We start from the raw sequence: 22,324 nt of genomic DNA, 5'->3' as shown, positions 1-22,324 counted from the left end.
GGTGTCTCAGGCACTTACCGGCGTGAGTGCGCGTTCCTCCTTGGCCGCATGCTCGACGACGGCCTGCACGGCGCGATCCACCATTTCCTCGACGGATCCCTCGATGGAGACCTCGATGCCGGGCTCGTCGGGTTCGAGCGGTTCCAGAATGGCGAACTGGCTGGGGAGCAGTGCGGGCGGCATGAAGTGCCCCTTGCGTGCGGCGAGGCGTTCCTTGATGAGTTCGTGGCTGCCGGTGAGGTGCACGAAGAACACGGGGACGTTTTCGCGCAGCACGTCGCGGTATGCGCGCTTGAGCGCGGAGCTGGAGACGACGGTGTTCGCGTTGATGGCTTCCTTGGCCGCCATCCACGAGTTGATGACGCGCAGCCAGGGCCAGCGGTCTTCGTCGGTGAGGGGGATGCCGGCGCTCATCTTGTCGATGTTCGCCTGCGGGTGGAATGCGTCGCCTTCGGCCATTTCGTAGGAGAGGCGGTCGCGGATGGCTTCTGCCACGGTGGATTTGCCGCAGCCGGCCACGCCCATGACGACTACATGGATGCTCATGATGTGCTCCTTGCCTTTGGATTATGCGAAGTTACGAAGTGCTTCATTGCTGTTCGGAATCTCCGGTTGATTCCTGATGAACAGGATACCTCTCAAAAGGAGTACTTGTCAATTTAAAAAGAGTACGTTTTTGGAAAATCGTGTGTTTTGTGCGGAAGGTACGCTGGAATCGTCCATGACGAACGGAAGACGTGCCGCAAGGCAGACGAGATGAGAGGCAGATATGACGGAGACGAACGATACCGAACACATGCACATTCCCGTCGCCAATCAGCTCGCCGTAGACATCATCGACGGCAAATGGGCGGTCGGCAGCGCCATGACCCTGGAGGACATGCAGTCCAGATTCGGCGTCTCCCGCACAGTGGCAAGGGAAGCGTCGCGGCATCTGGAGGCGGCCGGTGCCATCACCATCCGCAGACGCGTGGGACTCGTGGCGCAGGACCCCGAACATTGGCAGGCACTCAACCCGCAGGTCATCGCATGGAAACTCCACTCATCGCAACGCAAACAGGAACTCCTCGCGCTGACGGAACTGCGACTGAGCATCGAACCCGCCGCGGCAAGATATGCGGCCGTACGCGCCTCACTGGAAGACAAAGCCAAACTACCGGTCATGGCACTGCAGATGAAACAGCTGGGCGAGCAGGGCAATCTCGCCGAGTTCCATAAGCTCGACGTTGAATTCCATCGCCAGGTGCTCCAATGCAGCGGCAATGAACTGTTCGCCGCCTTCGCCGGCACCGTAGCCACCGTGTTGCGCGGGCGCGTGGAAATCAACATGTACCCGCAGCAGCCCGCGCCTGAGGCGCTGCGCGCGCACGTCGCGGTCGGCGAGGCGATCCTGAACGGCGATGCAGATGCCGCTTACGAGGCGATGCGCGAGATCGTGGACGAAGTGGACGAAGCGCTGCGCGACAACCCGATGCTCTGAGCGGGGGCTAGGGGAAGCACCGGTGTGCAGTTATACGCTCTCGGTCGTTGTGAGATGGTAGCAGCGAACCCTGCTACCGCAGCACGATATGCCGGTTGAGATCGCGCCTGCGCTGCCGCCAATCCGGCAGATACGCGCTCATGCGGCGCTGGAAGCCGGCACCATGCCCATGCTCCCACAGGTGCGTCATCTCATGCACCAGCACGTATTCCAAAAACCGCTGATCCATCAGCCCCAACTGCAGATTCAGCCGAATGCGCCCCGTTTTCGGCGTGCACGACCCCCAGCGCGAGGTCATGGCACGCAGCGTGATATGGGTGGGGGATTTGCCGATGATCGGCTCCCAGCGCGCAAGCAGTGCGGGAAGAGCCGCATTGATCTGCGCGGCGGCCTTGCGGCGAAGCTCGTCGTTCCATTCCAGAACGCCGGCCTGCTCGGCCTGCCGTGCCTGCCGGCGCATGGCATTCCGGTTGGCGTCGATCCACGCGCGACGCCCCCGCACGAACGAGACAATCGTGGTCTCTCCCACGCGTTGCGGTGCAGAAACCACCACCTTCCCGTCCGGCGGCTGGATACGCAGATACATGTTCTTGATGGGTTTACGCACCACCTGCACGTCAAGGCCGTCGACAATCACGCATCCCATTGTGGGCTCCGCCGCCAACAATCGCCAACAACTGTTGCCAGCCGGCATCCAGCCAATCGGCACCGCAACCAGCCTTGACAAGCCGAAAAGATAGACTGGCGGCATGTCACTTGGTTTGAATATCCTGCTCATCTTCATCTTTCTGCTGCTCGGATCGGTATTCGCCGGCACCGAACTCGCATTGGTGAGCCTGCGCGGCTCCCAGATCGACCAGATGGAACTGCAGGATGCGCGCGGCGCACGCGTGGCGAAAATCGCCCGCGACCCCAACACGTTCCTCTCCAGCGTGCAGATTGGCGTTACGCTGTCCGGCTTCCTGTCCGCCTCGTTCGGCGAATCGTCCATCGCGCCGTTCGTCGTGCCCGTGGTGGAAAGTTGGGGCGTTCCGCACCACATCGCCGCGCCGCTGACCACCATCGGCCTGACCCTCATCATCTCCTACTGCTCGATCGTGATCTCCGAGCTGGTGCCCAAGCGCATCGCCATGCAGCGCAACGAGGCCATCGCACGCGCGGTCGTGCCGGCCATCGACGTGTTCTCCAAGGTGTGCCGCCCACTGATCTGGCTTATTGGCAAGAACACCAACGGCTTGGTGCGTCTGCTCGGCTTCGACCCGAATGAGACGGAAACCGAGGTTTCCGACGACGAGTTGCGCGTGCTCGTCAACTCCAACACCAACCTGAGCAAGGATGAGCGCACGATCCTCGACGACGTGTTCGATGCGTCCGAAACGATCGTGGCCGAAGTGATGCGACCGCGTGCCGACGTGGTGTTCATCGACGGTTCGATGAGTCTGGAGGAGGCGGCCGCCTTCGTGCGTGATCAGCCGTATTCGCGCTACCCGGTCACAGGCAAGGACTTCGATGATGTGCTTGGCTTCGTGCACGTGCGCGATCTGCTGGATGTGCGCGACCCGAACGCGAAGACCGTGGCGGACGTGGTGCGCGAGGGCATCTCGCTGCCTGGCACCTCCAAATTGTTGCCTAGCCTGGAACTGCTGCGCAAACGCGGCATCCACCTGGCGGTGGTGATCGACGAGTATGGCGGCACCGACGGCATCGTCACGCTGGAGGACATGACCGAGGAGCTGGTCGGCGATATCCGCGACGAATACGACCTGCCGACCGAAAAGGGTGGCGAGCGGACCAACCGCAGCGTGTTCGTGAATGGTGTGGCGGCCATCGAGGGCGGCACCACGCTGGAGGACTTCGAGGATCTGACCGGCATCGAATTGGAGGATGGTCCGTACGAGACCGTGGCCGGCTACTTCCTCGCGCACACCGGCAAGATGGGTGCCGTGGGCGACGTGCTGCATTCCGACGAGGGATACGACATGACGGTCACACAGGTCGACGGCAGGCGTATCGCCATGATCGAGGTGTGCAAGGCCGGTGATGCGGGGCAGTCTGGAAGCGCTGCTGCTGACGCAAAGCAGGCTGAAAACGGCGGGAAACGGGAGTGATGCCGTGAGGCCGTAAGACCGTAAGACCGTAAGCCCTGGCTGGGCTGTTGCTACTAGGAGCCGCTGGAAATCGATTGAGATTGCCGGCGACTCCTTCGGCTTTAGCGAAGTCAGTGCCAGCAGTAATGGCGGATATTGGAAAAGCCCTCGAAACCATTCGGTTCCGAGGGCTTTATTGTGGAGCATGCCGGGTTCGAACCGGCGACCCTCTGCTTGCAAAGCAGATGCGCTACCAGCTGCGCCAATGCCCCAATGAAAAAAATAGCGACCACAATAGTCGCTGTTTTTCCGTGGGCCCGGAAGGACTTGAACCTTCGACCTCATCCTTATCAGGGATGCGCTCTAACCACCTGAGCTACGGGCCCGAACCATGCACTTCAAAAGCGCACAAGCAGTTAAGATACCAGAGGGCACCAAGGAACGCAAAACATCGGCGTGTCGTTTTATGCGCAGTGGGCGGGCAGATGCCGCGTAGCCGGGTAAAAACCCAGTAAAATCAAGCCCAGAGCAGCGGGCATGGGTACTGTGGAACACAGTCAACGGCGAACGAAAGGCGAGACATGGACGTCCCACAGATTCCACAGGAAATCCTCGATGTGATGCACACCCCCGGCGTGTACTACTGCGATATGCCCGGCATGGGCGAGGCGCAGGCCGCGCAGCTGGAGATTCTGTACGATTTCAACGCCACCAGGCCGCGCGAGGCCTCACGCAGGCGCGAACTGCTGGAGCGGTTCTTCGCCGAAGCGGGGGAGGGACTGTATATCGAGCCGCCGCTGCACGCCAACTGGGGGTGCAGCACCCATTGGGGCGCGCACTGCTATGCGAATTTCAACCTCACCTTGGTGGATGACGGCGAGATCTTCATCGGCGAGCACACCATGATCGGCCCGAACGTGACACTCACCACCACCGGTCATCCGATTCGCCCGGATCTACGCGAACAGATCGCCCAATATTCCGAACCCATCCACATCGGGCGGAACGTGTGGATCGGCGCGGGCGTGACCGTATTGCCCGGCGTGACCATCGGCGATAACTCGGTGATCGGCGCGAACAGTCTGGTCACCAAGGACATTCCCGCGGACAGCGTCGCCTACGGCAGCCCGTGCAAGGTGGTGCGGCCGATCGGGCAGCATGATTACGAGTATTACTGGCGCGATCGCCGGTATGACGATGCTGCTGGCGGCGATGCTGCTGGAGCAGCGGAGACCGCTGAAAAGGGCGATACGACTGCCGAAAAGGCGGAATGACTCGCAAATGAATCGGCATTGACAGCACTTATCGCATTCCGTAGGGGGTTTCGGGCTTCCGTAGGTGGTTGTTCGCAGTACTGCGGTTGAACAAAGGCTTATTTTCAGCGGTTTTATACCGGGGTATAGAAGCTCAACCCCTTACGGAACGGCAAAACCACCTACGGAACCGAGTGCGGGCATGAAAAACGCCACCTCTGGGCAAAATATATGCCCGAGATGGCGCAGAATCCAGAATGGTACAGCTTCAGGGGCTAGAAGCTCAAAACCTCGACTTTGCCGGAATCCATCTGGTAGCGTGCGCCTACCAGCATGAGGCGATCCTCGGCCAACGCCCGGCGAATCACGTCGGAACGGTCGACCAGTTCCTCGATGGTGCGCGCGATATGCACGCGCTCGAAATCCTCGTTGGATTCGAGCTCCGACTCATGCGCCTGCCAGATGGAGAAACCGACGGTGCGCAGCATAATGGATTCCGCTTCGGCGATGCGCTCGTCAAGATCGGTGATGCTGTCGGCGGCCATGAGCGAATCCTCGGCGTCGGCGGTCATCTCATGCAGCAGATTCTCATACTCCTTGACGCCCTGCTTGATTGCGCCGCAATTCTGATGGCCGAGCACCACCAGCAGCCGTACGCCCAACGAATCCACCGCATACTCCAGCGAAGCAAGCACGGCATCATCGACGATATGCCCGGCGGTGCGCACGGTGAACAGTTCACCCAAACCCGAGTCGAAGATGATATCGGGGCTTACGCGCGAATCCGAGCAGCTCAGCACCGCCGCATCCGGCTCATGCGTGTCGATCAGGGCTTCGCGAGCTTCGGCGCTACGATTCGGATGCACCGGCTTACCTTCCGCAAATCTGCGATTCCCCGCCAGCAGACGGCTCCAAACGCCGCTCGCCGTACCTTCGACCTCGTTCTGGTCCACAAACATCTCATCTGCCATTGATTTCCGCCCCTCCATTGCTCAGGCTACGGATATCTTACGGTCAGGGCTGCCCGTGGATGCGTTCTGAAGCTGCGGGCGGAGAGCGCCAGCAGGATGACTGTTATCGGTAGGTGTCGCGAAGCTGCAGGATGTGTTGTTCGATTTGGTGGATCACCGCGATGAACGTGGCGTCGTCGCAGCCTGTGGGATCGGGCAAACCCCAATCGGCGTCGAACGGTCTGCCTATGTACGGGCAGCCCACGTCGCAGCCCATCGATATGGCGACGTCCGGGGCGGGGATCGCGTCAATCGTCTTGCTGTACTGCGTGCGTTCCATGTCGATGCCGTACAGTTCCTTCATCAGTCGGACGGCGTCCTGATTGATGCGCGGCTTCGTTTCGGTTCCCGCCGAATAGCAGTCGAGCACATCGCCCGCAAGCAGTTTTCCGAGCGCTTCGGCGATCTGGCTGCGGCAGGAATTATGCACGCAGATGAACGCGACCTTCGCCTTACCCATGATTTGCCTCCGGTCCCCGACCTCTTCCTGGACTTCCGATGCCTACCTTAACGGGAACCGATACCAGACGACGCCGGTTCCTGAATCGGCGAAGAGACACGACGTCTACCAGCCTTCCTCCATTGCGGTTGCCCAGAGATAGAACATGAAGAGCAGCAGACTGAAGAGCGAGATGATGAATGTTGCGATTTTTGCAAAGATGTGCTTATTGGGAAGCGGCTGAGAAACACCGGGGAACTGATCATCAACGAACAGCTGCGCAATATGGAGGATTGCGACTGCAAGCCAGCAGATGAGTCCAGCACCTAATGTCGCCAGAAGCCGATGAGAATAGACGATTTGTTCAGCCGGCGTTTTCCCACAAGGAGGGGAAAACGTTGTTAATATCCGGCAAGCGACATCGTAGTCGCCATCATGAGGACCAAACCAGTCAATAACAGAAGGGGATAGCAATACCAGTCCTATCCACCACAGCGTGCGTCGGATGATTGCGAGTCTGTCGCCCGGCCTAGTGTCAGGCTTGCTGCCTTCGCCCTCCGCCCCGGCACCGTCCGCGGGCGTGTGGTCCCCCTCGTGCGCGTCCGTCGTCCCGTCCGTGTCCCTTTCCGCGTCCATATGTCCCCCTCCGATCATCCGAGTCTGTCGCTCGGCCCCGCACGCCCGTTCCACGCGCTCCGTCGCCGGCCAGTCTAGGGCCGTGCGACGCGAACGGGGAGGCCCGCGCCGTCAATCGGCACGGAACCTCCCCGCTCGCGTCATCTAGGCGGTCGGCCGGAGATCAGCCCGTGTTCTGCAGGCCGGCGGCGACACCCGAAACGGTGCACAGAATGAGGTACGTGTACCCCTCCCTCTTGCCGTGGCTGAGCTCTTCCTTGTCCACCTTCTTGCGCAGCGACTTGAGCGCCAGCACCTGGGTGAGGGACAGCACGTCCACGTACGGGGAACGGATGCGCACGGCGCGGCCAAGCACGTGACGGTGCTGCAGCGGCCACTTGTCGCCGACGATGGCAAGCACCCACTTGCGGGTCAGCTTCATCTCGGTGAGCACCTTTTCCGGCAGATCCTCGCGGTCGTCGAGGGCGAGGTACATGCGGGCGATGCGCTCATCGGTCTTGGCAATCGACATTTCGATGTTGTCGATGAACGTCGAGAACAGCGGCCACTCCTCGTACGCCTTGCGTAGCGTGTCCAGATCACCGAACTTCTCGCAGGCGGTGCCCAAGCCGTACCATGCGGCCAGGTTGATGCGGGCCTGGGCCCAGGAGAAGATCCATGGGATGGTACGCAGATCGTCGAGGGACTTGGCGCCGAGGCCACGCTTCGCCGGGCGGGAGCCGATCGGCAGCAGGCCGATCTCGGTCAGCGGCGTCACGGTGGAGAACCACGGGGCGAAACCGTCGGTGTTCAGCAGGTCGAGGAAGCGCTCATGGGCGGCTTCGTCGAGCTTGCTGGCCATGTCGGCGTACTTCTCGGTCATCTCGGTATTGCGCTTCTCCACGCTCGGAGCGGACTGCAGCAGCGTCGCGGCTGCAACGGACTCGACGTGGCGGATGGCCAGGGTCGGGTTGCCGTAGCGGGCGAAAATGACCTCGCCCTGCTCGGTGAGCTTGAAACGGCATTTCACGGAACCGACCGGCTGGGCGAGCACCGCGCGGTTGGCGGGGCCGCCGCCACGACCGACGGCACCGCCGCGGCCATGGAACAGGGTCAGGTCGATGTCGTGCGATTCCGCCCACTTCGCGATACGCTCCTGAGCGGAGTGCAGGGCCAGCGTGGCGGAGGTCGGGCCGGCGTCCTTCGAGGAATCGGAGTAGCCGAGCATGACTTCCAGCTTGCCGCCGGTCGCCTTCAGACGAGCCTGCACTTCAGGAATCTTGATCATTTCCTCAAGCACGTTCACCGAGTTCTGCAGATCCTCAAGCTGTTCGAACAGCGGGATCACGTCGATGGTCGGCACGTCCTCCGGGTGGGCGAACGCCAGACGGTTCAGCTCGTACACGTCCTTGATGTTCTGGGCGCTCTTGGTGAAGGAGATGATGTAACGGCGGGCGGCCTTCATGCCGTTGCGCTTCTGGATGGAGCCGAGTGCGCGGAAGGTGTCGAGCACCTCGTGGGTCATCGGCTGCAGTTCGCCGCGCTCGCCATGCAGACCATGCTCGCGGATATCCTCCAGCGCGCGGGAATGCACCACGGAGTGCTGACGGAACTCCATCTCGACCATGTGGAAGCCGAAGGTTTCGGCCTGCCAGATCAGGTCCTGCAGCGGGCCATAGGCGGAACGCTTGGCGCCTGCCGCGGCGAGGGAACGCTGCACGGTCTTCAGATCGGCGATGAAATCCTCGCAGGAGTGGTACATCAGATCGGCGTCGCGCACGACCGTGTAATGCAGGCGGTCGGCCATGACCAGCATGACCGCGCGGTGCAGTTCCTTGCTGGAGATCAGGGCGGCCTTTTCGGTCAGGCGTTCGCTCATTTCCTTCTGATGGTTCCACAGGTCCTTGAGCTCGGTGCTGGCCGGCGTGGTGCCGGCTTCCATCGTCAGGTTCCTGCCCACGGTGCGGGTCGCCTCTTCAAGGGCGGAGACCACATGATCGCTGAACTTGCGAGCCACCTGGCGGCTCACCTTGGCGGTGACGTTCGGGTTGCCGTCGCGGTCGGAGCCGATCCAGCTTCCCGGGTGGAAGAATGCCGGGCACACTGGCGGTTCCAGGCCGGCCTTGTCGCCCAGCAGCCAGTCGTCGAAACGGCGGTACACCTGCGGGATGGTGTGGAACAGCGTGGAATCGAAAATGTCAAGAATGGTGTCGGCTTCCTCGACGGGGGTCGGCTTCTTCAGCGCGATCGGGGAGGTGCGGAACAGCGCGTCGATCTCGTTGTACAGGCGACGGCTGTTCTCCTTCTTGTCGGAGCCTCCAAGCTTGTTGTGCTGTTCGAGCAGTTCGGAGATCCTGCGGATCTTGCCTTCCACGGCCTTGCGGCGTGCCTCGGTCGGGTGCGCGGTGAACACCGGGTGGAACTCCAGGCGGTCCAGCAGCTCCTTGGCTTTGGCCGGGCCCATCTCGTTGATGAGCTTATGGTAGGCGACGGTGAGCTCGTTGACCGGATCCACGGCGTTGATGTCGTCCACTTCGGACTCGCGTTCACGCAGTACGGAAACGCGGTAGTTCTCCTCGGAAAGATTGGCGAGGTGGAAGTGGGTGGCGAATGCGCGGGCAAGCAGCTGGGCATCGTGCAGATTCATCTCGTCGATGATCTTCACGGCCTCGGCCAGACCGTCCTCGTCCGTGTTTGTGTTGCCGCCGAAATGCTCGTCGCTTGCTTCGACCGCATATTTGCGCACGGTGTCGAAAGTGGTGAGCAGCTTGGGATCGTACTCGTTGAGCACGTCACGAAGGATCTTCAGACACAGATCCATATCGTATTTCAGATTCTCAGGAAGATCGTGCTCTTCCGGAGCCTTGCGGCCGGTGCCGGTTTCCACGATGGAAGCGTCGGCAGGCACGATTTGCTGTTCATCTTTTGCCAAAATAAACCTCCTTAGTCGAACGACGGGTTGCTCGGTCTATTTGGTCGCCCGTGGCTCCTCCACGGTTGTTGAGGCCAAATCGTTGCGAGCCCACAGCCCTTGGTTCAACGTGGTTATTGCGATTGCATAGTGTACTGCGCGCACAACAACTTCTGTGTTACGGCGTTCATTTTTGGTCACTATGTGACCGCCGTTTGTGAACATGCGCGTGGGTTGACGATCGCCGGCGGCAGGGGCGATCGCGGTTCGGTGCGGGGAGTAGAAAAGGAACCGTGAGCGAACAGAACAAAGAAGAAGCAGAACACGGCGCACAGCTCCAAGGAGCTTCCGCCGTCAGCAAATTCCACACCCACTCCATCCCCCTGGATATGGAGGACATCGAACGCGACTGGGATAAGCCGGTTACCGAAGCCGGCATCGCAGCGAAAACCAGTGTGATCGTGCGCGTCGGCATGCTCGATCTTGCAGCCGGAACCGGAAGCTTCCGCGTCCGTGAAATGATGCATCGCATCGCCTACCCGCTGGGCGTGCATGTCCGTGCCGACGTGAACCTGACCGATATCGAAGCCTCCTGCACCGACGGCAAGGACCGTATCACCGAAGTCGTCGACCTGCCCACCACCGGCGTGAACACGGAACGTATCTGGCTGCTGGAACATTTCGCCGACTGGTTCAACGTGAATCTCGGCACCGGTTCGATGTACCACCGTCAGGCCGACGTGTCCGAAGGGCTCATGGAACACCTCGATCAAAAAGACGCCTCACAGGTCTCCGCCGACCTGTCCAAACAGCTGCGAGCGCAGAAGAAGTCCAAACAGCGAGCCCAGCAGGATGATCCTGTACTCGATGTGCTTGAGGAGGTCAGTGCCCAAACCGAGGAAAGCGAACCGGTGGCCAGGCCGTTGCATCTGCATGATATCGAAGAGGCGCAGTATCGCGCCGATTATGCGGCTGCTGTCTCCGCTGCCTCTGCAACCGGCGCTTCTGCAGCCGACCGGGAATCGCAGGGCGCATCGCCGGCCAGCACCGTTCGCAAACGGCGTGAGGAGGCTCGCAATCGTATCAAAGAACGTGCGAGCAAGCCGCCGAAGGAGTATGCGGAGCATTTCGCGGACCCCGGCAGGGACGCAGGCAATCAGTCCGGCGTCACCGTGCGTCAGGCTCATGAACGACTCGACATGATCGAACGCCGTAAGCCGTTGTATTCCCCGCTGTTTGCCGGACTCGCCTCGGCCTGTGCCTGCGCCTCCTTCGTGTTCCTGCTCGGCGGCGGCCCCTTCGACATGATCGGCGCGTTCGTCGGTGCAGGGCTTGGTCACTGGTTGCGTCGCAAACTGTTCGCGCACCATCTCAACCAGTTCTTCGTCACCTTTGTATGCGTTGCCGTCGCGGCCTTGGCTTGCACCGGCACCCTGCGACTCATCGGCTTGTACAATCCCGTCGCCTTGCAGCACGACACTGCGTACATCGGTGCCATGCTGTTCGTGATCCCCGGCTTCCCGCTTATTACGGGCGGCTTGGATATGGCGAAGATCGACTTCCCTTCGGGCGTGCAACGCATCACCTACGTGCTGTGCATCATCCTCATGGCCACGCTCGCCGGCTGGATGGTCGCCTCCATTGTGCATCTGAACCCCGAAGGCTTCGAACCGCTTGGGCTGAACCCCGTCGTCAACTGCCTGCTGCGCATGGTGTTCGCGTTCATTGGGGTCTGGGGCTTCTCCGTCATGTTCAATTCGCCTCAGCGCATGTGCCTCGTCGCTGCCACCATCGGCCTGATTACCGATACTTTGCGTCTGGAAATCGTCGACGCGGGCGTTCCCGCCGAAGCCGGCGCCTTCATCGGCGCGCTGCTCGCGGGTCTGCTTGCTTCCGCCTGGCGTTCCGCCGTCCGTCGTGGCTGGCTCGCTCCGCACCTCGGCTATCCGCGCATCTGCCTGACCGTGCCGTCCATCGTCATCATGGTTCCCGGCCTGTATATGTACCAGGCCATGTTCCATCTCGGTCAGTTCGATACCCTGAACGCGCTGGACTGGGCGTTCCGTGCGTTCATGGTGATCATCTGCCTGCCGATCGGCCTGGCGATGGCGCGTGTGATCACCGACAAATCCTGGCGCTATGACATCTGAAGATCCATCTGCAGGCTCGGCGGCGTCCGGTAGCGGGCAATGGTCCATGTTTCGGTTCTTAGCGTGAGACGTTCGGGATTGATACGATGCCGAACGATTACATTGAGTCGAATCGTTGTTTTTGAAGAGAGGAAGAGGACGTGGTTTCCAAAGACATCTGGGTGCTGGTGGCCATGGTCATTTACTTTGCGGCCATGCTGACCATTGGATTCGTCTACTCCAAACGGTCGAATTCGTCCACCAGACAGTATTTCGCTGGTGGGCGAGGCGTTGGCCCGTGGCTGACCGCGCTGAGCGCCGAAGCGTCCGATATGAGCGGCTGGCTGCTTATGGGCCTGCCCGGTGTCGCCTATTTCACCGGTGCCGCCGACCCGATGTGGACCGCCATCGGCCTTGCCCTCGGCACCTACCTCAATTGGAAGCTCGTGGCCCGTCGACTGCGCCGCTACTCCGTGGTCGCCGGTGACGCCATCACCATCCCCGACTTCTTCTCCAAGCGCTTCCACGACAAGAAGAACATCGTTTCCACCATTGCCGCGCTGATCATCCTCGTGTTCTTCTGCGTGTACGTTGGCAGCTGCTTCGTGACGGTCGGCAAGCTGTTCTCCACCCTGTTCGGCTGGGACTACCATCTGACCATGGTGATCGGCGCCGCCATCGTGTTCGCCTACACCATCATCGGCGGCTACCTGTCGGTGGTCGTGACCGACTTCATTCAAGGGTTGCTCATGTTCTTCGCCCTTGCCGTGGTGTTCATCGGCTCCGTCGCCTCCGCCGGTGGCATCGACAACACCGTGGCGTTCCTCCAGGGCATCCCCGGCTTCCTTGACGGCACCCACATGGCCACGCCGGTGCTCAACGATGCCGGTGAACAGATCGTCAAGGCCGGGCAGGCCATGTTCGGTGCGCCCGCCGATTACGGCATCATCACCATCATCTCCATGCTTGCGTGGGGACTGGGGTATTTCGGCATGCCGCAGGTGCTGGTGCGTTTCCTGTCCATTCGCAGTTCCGAGGAGATCAAGAAGTCCCGCATCATCGCCACCACCTGGTGCGTGATCTCCCTCGCATGCGGAGTGTGCATTGGCCTGGTCGGTCGTGCCATGATGCCCACCCAGTTCGCCACCCAGTCGGCCGCCGAGAACATCTTCATCGTGGTCTCGCAGGCGTTGCTGCCGAGCTTTATGTGCGGCATTGTGGTATCCGGCATCTTCGCCGCGTCCATGAGCTCATCCTCGTCATATATGATCATCGGCGCCTCCGCTGCCGCGGAGAACATCTTCCACGGGTTGCTGCATCGTAAGGCCACGGACCGGCAGGTGATGATGGTGGCGCGAATCACGTTGCTGGTCATGTTCATCTTCGGTATCGTGGTCGCCTTCGACCAGAACTCCTCCATCTTCCAGGTGGTGTCGTATGCGTGGGCTGGGCTTGGCGCTTCCTTCGGGCCGCTGATGCTTACCTCGCTGTATTGGCGGCGCACCAACAAGTATGGTGCTATCGCCGGCATGCTTTCCGGCACTGCGACCGTGCTTATCTGGCACAATCTCATCAAGCCGTTGGGCGGTGTGTTCGCCATCTACGAGCTGTTGCCGGCGTTCATCGTCTCGCTGCTGTTCATCGTGGTGGTTTCGCTGCTCACTCCGGCACCAAGCGCCGAAGTGCTGCATGAGTTCGACCATTATCTTGACGACCCGAACGACAAGCAGGTCGACGACGATCTGGTCGCAGCCGAAATCGCCGCGGGGGAGAAGCGCGCGCAGATCTGAGGTACCCCGTGGCGGGTGTTTCGCCTTCTGGCGACACCAGAAGGCGGCTGTCCTGGTGCTATATCGCCTGCTTGTGGCGGATTCCAGTATTTGGGAAACACTAGGTGGCTTATTTGTGGCACCTAATTCACGAAGCCCTGTGTATGTTCGTTGGAATTCCAACGAACATACACAGGGCTTCCCCGTTGGCATGCCACAAATCAGCCACCTAGCAGAACAGCGGCTCTCAAATCTGCCACAAATAAACTAGATAAGTGAGTTGGCTGTGTTTTGGGGCTTTGCATAAGCCCCAAAACACAGCCAACTCACTTCAGATCGTCAGAATGTTGCCGCATGCTCAGTAGCACATGCCCATGGCGTCGCGCACCTGCTCCAGTGTTTCGTTGGCGATGGCGTTGGCCTTTCTGTTGCCTTCGGCCAGCACGTCGCGCACATAATCCATATCCTGAGCCAGCTCGGCGCGGCGCTCGCGCATCGGGGCCAGGAAGTTGTTCACGGATTCCACCACGTACATTTTCAGCGCGCCGGCGCCGGAATCGCCGATCTCCTCGGCGATCTCTTCGGGCTTGCGGCCGGTGGTCAATGCCGCGGTGGTCAGCAGGGCGGAGACTTCCGGGCGGTTGATCGGGTCGAAGGTGATGCGGCGTTCGGAATCGGTGCGGCTCTTCTTGATGAGCTTGGCGGTCTCCTCGGCGGTGGCGCTCAGCATGATGGAGTTGCCGCGGGACTTGCTCATCTTCTGGCCGTCGAGACCCGGGATTTCCGGCGCATCGGACAGAATGGCGTCCGGCTCGGGGAACACCGGGTTCTTCTTCGCGTAGCGTTCGTTGAAGCGGCGAGCGATGGTGCGGGTCAGCTCGATATGCGGCAGCTGGTCCTTGCCCACCGGCACGATGTTGCCCTTGCAGAACAGGATGTCGCATGCCTGGTGCACCGGGTAGGTGAGCAGCAGGCCGGTCAGCGCGTGGCCGGAGGCTTCCATCTCGGCCTTGACGGTCGGATTGCGGTGCAGCTCCGATTCGGTGACCAGCGACAGGAAGGGCAGCATGAGCTGGTTTTCGGCCGGAACGGCGGAATGCGTGTAGATCATGGTCTTTTCCGGGTCGATGCCGGCGGCCATGTAGTCGAGGATCAAATTGAGCACGTTGTCCTGGATGTGCTCGGTGGTGTCGCGGTCGGTGATCACCTGGTAGTCGGCGATGATGATGTTGGTGTGCACGCCCTTGTTCTGCATCTCCACACGGCTGCGCAGTGTGCCGAAGTAGTGGCCCATATGCAGACGTCCGGTCGGGCGGTCGCCGGTAAGCATGGTGAACTTGCCAGGATTCTTCTCGATTGCGGCGAGTGTCTCGTCGGAACGCTTCTTTGCCGCCAGGAAGCTGGCGCTCATCTCATTGCCGACAGCCGTGATCTGGCTGTTCTGAGCTTCATCCGTCATGCGTATGCCCCTTTATAAATAAGGAAAATGACCTTGCGAAATATTGCTTTTATCGTAAAAGTGCGAGAAGACAAGCCGCATGGCGTAAACAAGTGGTACTCTTCTGTGTGATGAATTGATAGCAAGCAACATTATCAGGGGGTCAGATGGGCCGCGGACGTCAGAAAGCAAAACAACAGAAAATTGCCCGTAAGCTGAAGTACCTGACCACCGACACCGATTACGATGAGCTTGCCAAGGAGCTCGGTGCCCAGGAGCCCGGTTCGGGTTCCTTCGATCCCTTCGCCGACATCGAGGCCAAGTATTCTCACGATGTGGACAGCGAAGATGAGACTGCTGCCGATGCACAGTCCGTGTCCTCCGCTGCCGAGGATGACCTCGACGAATACGCGAAGTGGGCCGCCGAAGCGGCGGCAAAGGCCACCAGCGGCGAAATGCCGGTGACCAAGGCCACGCCCAAGCCCCACAAGCCCATCCCGATGCCGATGCCCAGTGCGCTGAAGCCGAAGAAGCAGGACTGACTGCATACATAACCCTTATCGAAGAGCCGTTTGCATGGCACAAGCCACCGCAAACGGCTCTTTTATATGCCGGTTTGCATGCCGGTTTGCATGCCGACTTTCGCGCGTTTGCGTGGCGGCCCCGCCGGTAGACCTGCTGCAGGGCGGAGGCTCTCAGGTTTTTCTATGGCCGGCTCCAACAAGCCCGAATAGGAACGCCGTTTGCAGGTCCAAATACGCCGCTCTACCATGAAGGCGAATCTGGAACATCGGTTCAGGAGGGGGCGATTATGTCAGTCATTAAGGGAGATACTGATATTTCTTCTTTCAAGATCAAGATCATCATCAAGTGGTGATTACTCACTAATCGCTTCGGCAAGGCATAGTGCCCTGCCGATCGCGTCGTTTAGGGGAACGTATTTTGGGGAATATGTTGAATGGGGAATTTCGGCATGGCATCGCATGAGACTTCTGAGACTTCGCCCGCGGCCGCATCGCTGTGGAAGGGCACGGATTATGGATGGTGGCTGGCCGCGGACACTTTCACATCGATGGCGAGCAGCGTCGTCTCGTTCGTCATCCCGATCATCGTGCTGGCCGTCAGCGGCTCGGCGGCGTTGGCGTCGTCGGTGGATGCCATGGAGATCGCAGTGCTGTGCGTGCTTGGACTGGCGGGCGGCGTCATTCAGGATCGGTGCGACCGCAAGAAGCTCATGCTGGTGGAAAACGCCGCGGAGGTCGTGATGTACGTGCTGGCCGCGGCCGTGCTGGTCGCTTCGGATACGCTGCACGACAGCGCGCTGCTGTGGCTGTTGGTCCCTATTCTGATACTTGACGCGGTGCGCGGTGGGTTGCTGGGCAATACGTCCAATGCGATGCTGCGCGGCATCGTTCCCGACGAGCAGCTACCGAAGGCCATGTCGCTTAACGATGGCCGCGATGCCGTCGTTAATATGGTCGGCGGCCCGATCGGCGGCGTCCTGATGTCCATCAGCCGCGCGGTGCCGTTCCTTGCCGGGGCATGCTGCGGGCTGATTTCGCTGTTGGCGACATCTCATATCACCAGATACTGGCATCGCGCTGCGTGCCCCAAACCGGATGGGTCGGATGCGCGAGCGGATGAAGCCCGGGACGAGCCGAACACAGATGATGAAACGCAAGCCGAATCCGGGGAGGCCAACAAGCCCAGACCCACCTGGCGCGATGCGTTCGGTGGCCTGCGTTGGCTGCTCGGTGATGCGTTCCAGCGCAGGCTGACCATCGCCGCCGCGCTCATAACCGGCACTAGCAACGCCTTCCTCACCATCACGACGCTGGAGGTCTCCGAAGGCGGCCGGCAGACGGTATCCGCCGGATTCGTCAGCGCGGCCGTGTCTTGCGGCATGCTCGTTGGCGCGGTGATAGCCTCGACGACGGTGGAGTATATTCGCGGGGGCGTGCTGGTCGTGTTGTCCTTCGTGCTGCTTGCCGTCGGATTCGTCGGTGCCGCACTATGCCCATCCGTCATCGGCAGGGCGGTGTTCCTGGTGCTATCGGTACTGTTCCTGCCGGCCGGCAATGCCGTGCTGGGCGGTCTCGGCAACGTGCTGGTCGCCAAGGACAAGCTTGGGCGCGTGGGCGCCGGCAATATGCTCACGCAATATGGCTCGTATGGCCTGTGCGTGCTGCTGGCCGGCATCGGCATGCAATGCATCGGGTACGCCACGACGTGCTGGATCCTCGCGGCGGCGATCGCCGTTGCGGCCGCGTACGCGTTGTCCATGAGGGCCCTGATCACCATACCGACGCCGGGGCATTGGGCCGAGCATGTCCAGCGGTGGAACATCTCCCGTTACGAATGAGCCGTCGAGCCGCCGGGCCGGAAACCATGTTGGCCGGTCCGTACGTCAGTACAGCGGCAGCAAGGAGCTCAGGTCATCGCGCTCGCCGACGGCGGTGATGCGTCCGGCGTGTTTCTCCTCGCTCCAGGTGGTGATGCCGGTGGCGAGACGGAGCCATACGTCCGGATCCAGTTCGATCACGTCCGGCGGCGTGAGATTGTGCGGGTCGGAGGCCGGCCCGTCGAGGATCTTGACGGCGCCCCACGGTGCCACGCGCACCTCGACGCCGGGCCCCGGTGCCTTCTGTTCCAGCAGGTGGAGCGAGAAGCGGACGGCCATCGCCTTGACCTGCCTGGGTAGGCGCGGGTTGGCGGTATGCGGGTTCTGTTCCCGGCGCGCGGCCTCTTTCCACTGTTCGAACGACGCGCGGCCCTGCGGCAGGTCCTTTTCCAAAATCACTGGCATGGTTCCATTGTGCCACCCCGCCTGCGCCGCGGCGGCCGTCTTGCCGCGCTCGGCGTTCCCCGCTGTATCGCGGCTATTTTCCCAGTTATGTGCCTACGTTGTCATATTTATCCGCGTCTCGCGTGGCGTTGTGCAGGAGGGTGTGCTATGGTGTCTATGACAACGTATGCATGGCGTTGAAGGACGACGGGTGTCCCTACGGACAACGAACGTCCAAGCGGATCGAGAACTTGGTTCGCGTTACGCCGTGCACATATGATTGTTCCGTACAACCTATTGATAGAGAAAGTCAGAGCAAATGGCCGAGATCACTGCACCACAATCTCCCGTCACGGCTGAACAGTTCGCTGATGAGATTCGCGAGCAACTCAAGTACACCCAAGGCGTCACTGTCGAACAGGCTAAGCCGGCGGACGTGTATGTCGCCGCTGCCTCCGCTGTGCGTCGCCATCTCATGGATTCCTGGATGAAGACCCAGGCCGACATGGTCAACGGCAACACCAAGGCCGTGGGCTACCTGTCCGCAGAGTTCCTGATGGGCAAGCAGCTGGAGAACGCACTGCTCAACGCCGGTCTGACCGAGCAGTTCGACAAGGCCGTGGAAGCGCTCGGCTTCAACGCCCAGGAAGTCATCGATGCCGAATACGAGCCGGGCCTGGGCAATGGTGGCCTGGGTCGTCTGGCCGCCTGCTTCATCGACTCCCTCGCCTCCCTCGGCGTGCCGGCCTTCGGCTACGGCATCCAGTACAAGTACGGCATCTTCAAGCAGGAATTCGACGAGAACGGCAAGCAGATCGAGACCCCGGATTACTGGCTGGCCAACGAGGAGCCGTGGGGCCACATCGACTACAACCGCGACCAGAAGGTCTCCTTCGGCGGCGAAGTCGTCGAAGAGAACGGCAGGAAGGTCTGGAAGCCGGCCTGGTCCGTGCGCGCCGTCCCGGTCGACTACATGGTTCCGGGCTACGCCTCCGGCCGTGTGAACACCCTGCGTCTGTGGTCCGCCAAGAGCTACGACGAGTTCGACCTGCTCACCTTCAACAAGTCCGAGTACCTCGACGCCGTCAAGCCGCAGGTCGAAGCCGAGAACATCTCCAAGATCCTGTACCCGGAAGACTCCACCCCGCAGGGCAAGGCTCTGCGTCTTGAGCAGCAGTACTTCTTCGTGTCCGCCTCCATCCACGACGCCATCCGCGTCTTCTACCCGGGCCAGGACAAGCCGGATCTGACCACCTTCCCGGACAAGATCAACTTCCAGCTCAACGACACCCACCCGGTCATCGGCATCCCGGAGCTCATGCGCGTTCTCATGGACGAGTACGACTACGATTGGGACACCGCCTGGGACATCACCCGTCGCACCTTCAACTACACCTGCCACACCCTGCTTCCGGAAGCCTTGGAAGTGTGGCCGTCCAAGCTCATCGGCGAACTGCTGCCGCGTCACCTCGAGATCATCGAGAAGATCAACGACCAGTTCGAAGCCGAGCTCAAGGCCAAGGGCGTCGCAGCCGACACCATCAAGGACATGGCCATCTACACCGGTGACGCCGTGCGCATGGCGTACCTCGCCACCTACGGCGGTTCCCACGTCAACGGCGTGGCCGAGCTGCACTCCCAGCTGCTCAAGGACGTCACCCTGAAGAACTTCTCCGACGTGTACCCGGACAAGTTCACCAACGTGACCAACGGCGTGACCCCTCGCCGCTTCATCAAGCTGGCCAACCCGCGCCTGTCCGACCTCATCACCGAGGGCCTGGGCACCGACAAGTGGCTGAGCGACCTCGAACTGCTCAAGGGCCTCGTCCCGCTGGCCGATGACGACGAGTTCGTCAAGAAGTTCGCCGCCGTCAAGCAGGCCAACAAGGTCGACTTCTCCAACTTCGCCAAGCGCAAGTACGGCTTCGACATCGACCCGAACACCATGATCAACACCATGGTCAAGCGTCTGCACGAGTACAAGCGCCAGGCCCTGAAGATCCTGTCCGTCATCGCCGACTACGCCGACATCAAGTCCGGCAAGGTCTCCGCCGACGACATCATGCCGCGCACCATCGTGTTCGGCGCCAAGGCCGCTCCGGGCTACTACCTGGCCAAGCAGACCATCCAGCTGATCAACAACGTCGCCCGCGTCATCAACAACGACCCGGACGTCAAGGGCAAGCTGAACGTCTACTTCCCGTGGAACTACAACATCGAGCTGGCCATGAACCTCATCCCGGCCACCGACCTCGACGAGCAGATCTCCCAGGCCGGCAAGGAAGCCTCCGGCACCGGCAACATGAAGTTCGCCCTCAACGGCGCTCTGACCGTCGGCACCCTCGATGGCGCCAACGTCGAGATCCGTGAACGCGTGGGCGCCGAGAACTTCTTCCTGTTCGGCATGACCGAGCCGGAAGTCTCCGCGCTGTACGCCAAGGGCTACGACACCAAGGGTCTGTCCCGCGAGTACTACGAGAAGGACCCGCAGCTCAAGGCCGCCATCGATATGGTTGCCGACGGCACCTTCTCCGACGGCGACAAGGACACCTACAAGGACCTCGTCAACGATTGGCTGAACAAGGATTACTTCATGACGCTCGCCGACTTCCGCGCGTACATGGACATCCAGGCCCAGATCGAGGAAACCTACCGCGATCCGATGAAGTGGAGCCGCATGGCCGTGCTCAACGTGGCCAACTCCGGCTACTTCAGCTCCGACCGCTCCATCGAGGATTACCTCGAGCGCATCTGGCACACCGGTCCGCTCAAGTGATCATGGAGTGTCACCTGCGTTGTTCGGGACTCGACGTACCTTCGTACGCCTTCGTCCCGGACGCCTTGGTGACACACGCATGATCGCTTTCGCTCCGCTCGCCTGACGGCTCGCGTCCCGGTATGCCAGCTGCGCGCTGGTTTCTGCCTCACGGCATAGCCGTTCGGCGTTGCCTACGGACAGCCCACCGGGCTGTCCGCTTGACGGCTCCGCTCAAGTGATCATGAGCGCTGGCGGCACTGTCCGAGCTGATGGCGTACCCGCGTACGCCACGGTTCCGGGCCGTGCGGTCACGCGCTGGTAATCGCTTCTCATTCGCTCGCCTTGTGGCGTGCGACCTATAAAAAACTGTGCTCAATACGGCAAAGGGGAACAGCCTTCACGGTTGTTCCCCTTTGTCGTATCTGCCGGTCTGTTAGAGCCTTTGCATCATTTACGCAAGGCCCCGGATACAGCGAAGCCGCGCACCGATCATACGATGCGCGGCTTCGCGTAAGATTCAGAAACCCGAATCAGGCGGCTTCCGCAGCGGTCTCGGCCTCGCCGGACTCCGCAGGTGCCTCTTCGGCCTTATCAAGCCCAAGATCCACCGGAGAGGAGCTGTTCTCCCACGGTTCCTCCCACGGGTCATAATCGGGGTTCTGCTGCTTGTACACATACAGACCCACGACGCCGGCGAGCAGTGCGCCGAACAGAATCGCAAAGAACTTCCAACCGTTTGAAGAATTCTTCTCCATGACGGCTCCTTTCCGGGGTTGCTTGTTGGCATGCCCATTCAAACCAACTCTGCTCACTATGATAAAACGAATTTTGTAACGATTGGGTGGAGTGTATCGCCGTTGCGCCGAATGCGGCGGATTCTTGGGCAAAGCGACCGATAGCATGAATGCATGAATTTCAAGATTCCCAGCAAAAGGGAGATCCGGCATGCCTGGGCGGCTGGCGAACCGGTGGTCACCACGTCGATCATCGTGCTCTGCGCGGCCGTGTGGGTGGTGGAGATCGTCACCCGCTACCTCATGCCCACGGTGTTCTCCGCGATCGTGAACTGGGGCATGGCGGCCCCCGTGCTCATGGTGCGCCGCCCGTGGACGTGGCTGACCTCCATGTTCCTGCATGCGCCGAGCATACTGCACATCCTGTTCAACATGTTGGCGCTTTGGTCTGTCGGTCCGATGTTGGAACGCATGCTCGGGCATTGGCGCTTCCTGGCGTTCTACCTCATCTCCGGCTTCGGCGGGGCCGCGGGCCTGATGGTGTGGGCGCGTCTGACCGGGGACTGGGGGATCGCCGCGTACGGTGCCTCGGGCGCCCTGTTCGGCCTGTTCGCGGCGATGCTGGTGGTGTTCCGGCGTGTGGGCGCGGATATCCGTTCGATGCTGGTGTGGATGGCGGTGAACTTCGCTATGCCGTTCGTGATGGGCGGCATCGCCTGGCAGGCGCATGTGGGCGGCTTCATCACCGGCGGTGTGTTGGCGGCGCTGCTGACGGCCGCGGTTCCGGGCACACGAGGCCGTTCGCTGACATGGCGCATGGCCGTGTTCGGCGGCGCAATCGTGGTGGTGCTGGTGGCCGTGGTGCTGCTGTGCTCGCCGCAATCATGGTGATTGGCCCGACTGCGAAAGCCGTTTA

Annotated in this window: 18 protein-coding genes and 2 tRNA genes; 9 read left to right on the top strand and 11 right to left on the bottom strand. The window is 61.1% G+C overall.

Annotation, left to right across the window (positions count from 1 at the left end; genetic code table 11):
• Nucleotides 1–6: 6 nt before the first annotated feature.
• Entirely contained in the window at nt 7–546 is a 540-nt protein-coding gene (locus tag G1C98_RS08890; RefSeq protein WP_169080848.1) for a gluconokinase, read from the bottom strand.
• A gap of 223 nt (nt 547–769) precedes the next feature.
• Between G1C98_RS08890 and G1C98_RS08885 the strand changes: the two genes are divergently transcribed.
• The gene (locus G1C98_RS08885) at nt 770–1,480 is read left to right on the top strand and encodes a FadR/GntR family transcriptional regulator (protein ID WP_169080847.1); all 711 of its coding nucleotides are present in this window, start codon (nt 770–772) and stop codon (nt 1,478–1,480) included.
• Nucleotides 1,481–1,553: 73 nt separating this feature from the next.
• Here the strand turns inward: G1C98_RS08885 and G1C98_RS08880 are convergent, their stop codons facing one another.
• Complete coding sequence (locus G1C98_RS08880; protein WP_417852315.1) at nt 1,554–2,117, bottom strand: M48 family metallopeptidase; 564 nt, start codon at nt 2,115–2,117, stop codon at nt 1,554–1,556.
• 112 nt (nt 2,118–2,229) lie between these two features.
• Here G1C98_RS08880 and G1C98_RS08875 point away from each other — a divergent pair, with 112 nt between their 5' ends.
• Entirely contained in the window at nt 2,230–3,588 is a 1,359-nt protein-coding gene (locus G1C98_RS08875; protein ID WP_169080845.1) for a hemolysin family protein, read from the top strand.
• Between the two features lie 178 nt (nt 3,589–3,766).
• On the opposite strand, the gene G1C98_RS08870 is transcribed toward G1C98_RS08875, so the two are convergent.
• Nucleotides 3,767–3,839, bottom strand: a tRNA-Ala gene (locus G1C98_RS08870).
• A gap of 40 nt (nt 3,840–3,879) precedes the next feature.
• Nucleotides 3,880–3,953 (bottom strand) — tRNA-Ile (locus G1C98_RS08865).
• Nucleotides 3,954–4,187: 234 nt separating this feature from the next.
• Between G1C98_RS08865 and G1C98_RS08860 the strand changes: the two genes are divergently transcribed.
• Nucleotides 4,188–4,841 (top strand): sugar O-acetyltransferase, encoded by a 654-nt coding sequence (locus G1C98_RS08860; protein ID WP_417852314.1) that lies wholly within the window; start codon nt 4,188–4,190, stop codon nt 4,839–4,841.
• Nucleotides 4,842–5,095: 254 nt separating this feature from the next.
• Here the strand turns inward: G1C98_RS08860 and G1C98_RS08855 are convergent, their stop codons facing one another.
• From G1C98_RS08855 to G1C98_RS08840, 4 genes are all read right to left on the bottom strand, one after another.
• Nucleotides 5,096–5,791, bottom strand: a complete 696-nt coding sequence (locus G1C98_RS08855; RefSeq protein WP_169080843.1) for a carbonic anhydrase — start codon at nt 5,789–5,791, stop codon at nt 5,096–5,098.
• A 103-nt stretch (nt 5,792–5,894) separates the two neighbouring features.
• A complete protein-coding gene (locus tag G1C98_RS08850; RefSeq protein ID WP_169080842.1) occupies nt 5,895–6,290 on the bottom strand; it encodes an arsenate reductase ArsC in 396 nt (131 codons plus the stop codon).
• 105 nt (nt 6,291–6,395) lie between these two features.
• Nucleotides 6,396–6,905 (bottom strand): hypothetical protein, encoded by a 510-nt coding sequence (locus G1C98_RS08845; RefSeq protein ID WP_240944995.1) that lies wholly within the window; start codon nt 6,903–6,905, stop codon nt 6,396–6,398.
• Nucleotides 6,906–7,068: 163 nt separating this feature from the next.
• Nucleotides 7,069–9,816, bottom strand: coding sequence for a phosphoenolpyruvate carboxylase (locus G1C98_RS08840; protein ID WP_169080841.1), 2,748 nt, complete (start codon nt 9,814–9,816; stop codon nt 7,069–7,071).
• A 368-nt stretch (nt 9,817–10,184) separates the two neighbouring features.
• Here G1C98_RS08840 and G1C98_RS08835 point away from each other — a divergent pair, with 368 nt between their 5' ends.
• Both G1C98_RS08835 and G1C98_RS08830 read left to right on the top strand, forming a co-directional pair.
• On the top strand, nt 10,185–11,945 hold the full coding sequence (locus G1C98_RS08835) for a threonine/serine exporter family protein (protein WP_205831972.1): 1,761 nt from the start codon (nt 10,185–10,187) through the stop codon (nt 11,943–11,945).
• Nucleotides 11,946–12,118: 173 nt separating this feature from the next.
• The gene (locus G1C98_RS08830; RefSeq protein WP_205831971.1) at nt 12,119–13,714 is read left to right on the top strand and encodes a sodium/proline symporter; all 1,596 of its coding nucleotides are present in this window, start codon (nt 12,119–12,121) and stop codon (nt 13,712–13,714) included.
• A 337-nt stretch (nt 13,715–14,051) separates the two neighbouring features.
• On the opposite strand, the gene trpS is transcribed toward G1C98_RS08830, so the two are convergent.
• Nucleotides 14,052–15,152, bottom strand: coding sequence for a tryptophan--tRNA ligase (gene trpS / locus G1C98_RS08825; RefSeq protein WP_169080838.1), 1,101 nt, complete (start codon nt 15,150–15,152; stop codon nt 14,052–14,054).
• A gap of 146 nt (nt 15,153–15,298) precedes the next feature.
• On the opposite strand from trpS, the gene G1C98_RS08820 reads away from it, so the two are divergent.
• Nucleotides 15,299–15,673 carry a DUF3073 domain-containing protein gene (locus G1C98_RS08820; protein WP_169080837.1) on the top strand — a complete coding sequence of 125 codons (375 nt, stop codon included), beginning with the start codon at nt 15,299–15,301 and terminating at the stop codon, nt 15,671–15,673.
• Between the two features lie 431 nt (nt 15,674–16,104).
• Nucleotides 16,105–17,493, top strand: a complete 1,389-nt coding sequence (locus tag G1C98_RS08815) for an MFS transporter (protein ID WP_169080836.1) — start codon at nt 16,105–16,107, stop codon at nt 17,491–17,493.
• Nucleotides 17,494–17,538: 45 nt separating this feature from the next.
• Here G1C98_RS08815 and G1C98_RS08810 read toward each other — a convergent pair whose 3' ends face one another.
• The gene (locus G1C98_RS08810) at nt 17,539–17,937 is read right to left on the bottom strand and encodes a sterol carrier family protein (RefSeq protein ID WP_169080835.1); all 399 of its coding nucleotides are present in this window, start codon (nt 17,935–17,937) and stop codon (nt 17,539–17,541) included.
• Nucleotides 17,938–18,235: 298 nt separating this feature from the next.
• Here G1C98_RS08810 and G1C98_RS08805 point away from each other — a divergent pair, with 298 nt between their 5' ends.
• On the top strand, nt 18,236–20,692 hold the full coding sequence (locus G1C98_RS08805) for a glycogen/starch/alpha-glucan phosphorylase (RefSeq protein ID WP_169080834.1): 2,457 nt from the start codon (nt 18,236–18,238) through the stop codon (nt 20,690–20,692).
• 512 nt (nt 20,693–21,204) lie between these two features.
• Here G1C98_RS08805 and G1C98_RS08800 read toward each other — a convergent pair.
• Nucleotides 21,205–21,429, bottom strand: coding sequence for a hypothetical protein (locus G1C98_RS08800; protein ID WP_169080833.1), 225 nt, complete (start codon nt 21,427–21,429; stop codon nt 21,205–21,207).
• 153 nt (nt 21,430–21,582) lie between these two features.
• Here G1C98_RS08800 and G1C98_RS08795 point away from each other — a divergent pair, with 153 nt between their 5' ends.
• The gene (locus G1C98_RS08795) at nt 21,583–22,299 is read left to right on the top strand and encodes a rhomboid family intramembrane serine protease (protein ID WP_169080832.1); all 717 of its coding nucleotides are present in this window, start codon (nt 21,583–21,585) and stop codon (nt 22,297–22,299) included.
• The last annotated feature ends 25 nt before the right edge of the window (nt 22,300–22,324 follow it).

This window comes from Bifidobacterium erythrocebi (genome assembly GCF_012932675.1).
GTDB lineage: Bacteria > Actinomycetota > Actinomycetes > Actinomycetales > Bifidobacteriaceae > Bifidobacterium > Bifidobacterium erythrocebi.
This window is presented reverse-complemented; position numbering and strand designations above follow the sequence as displayed.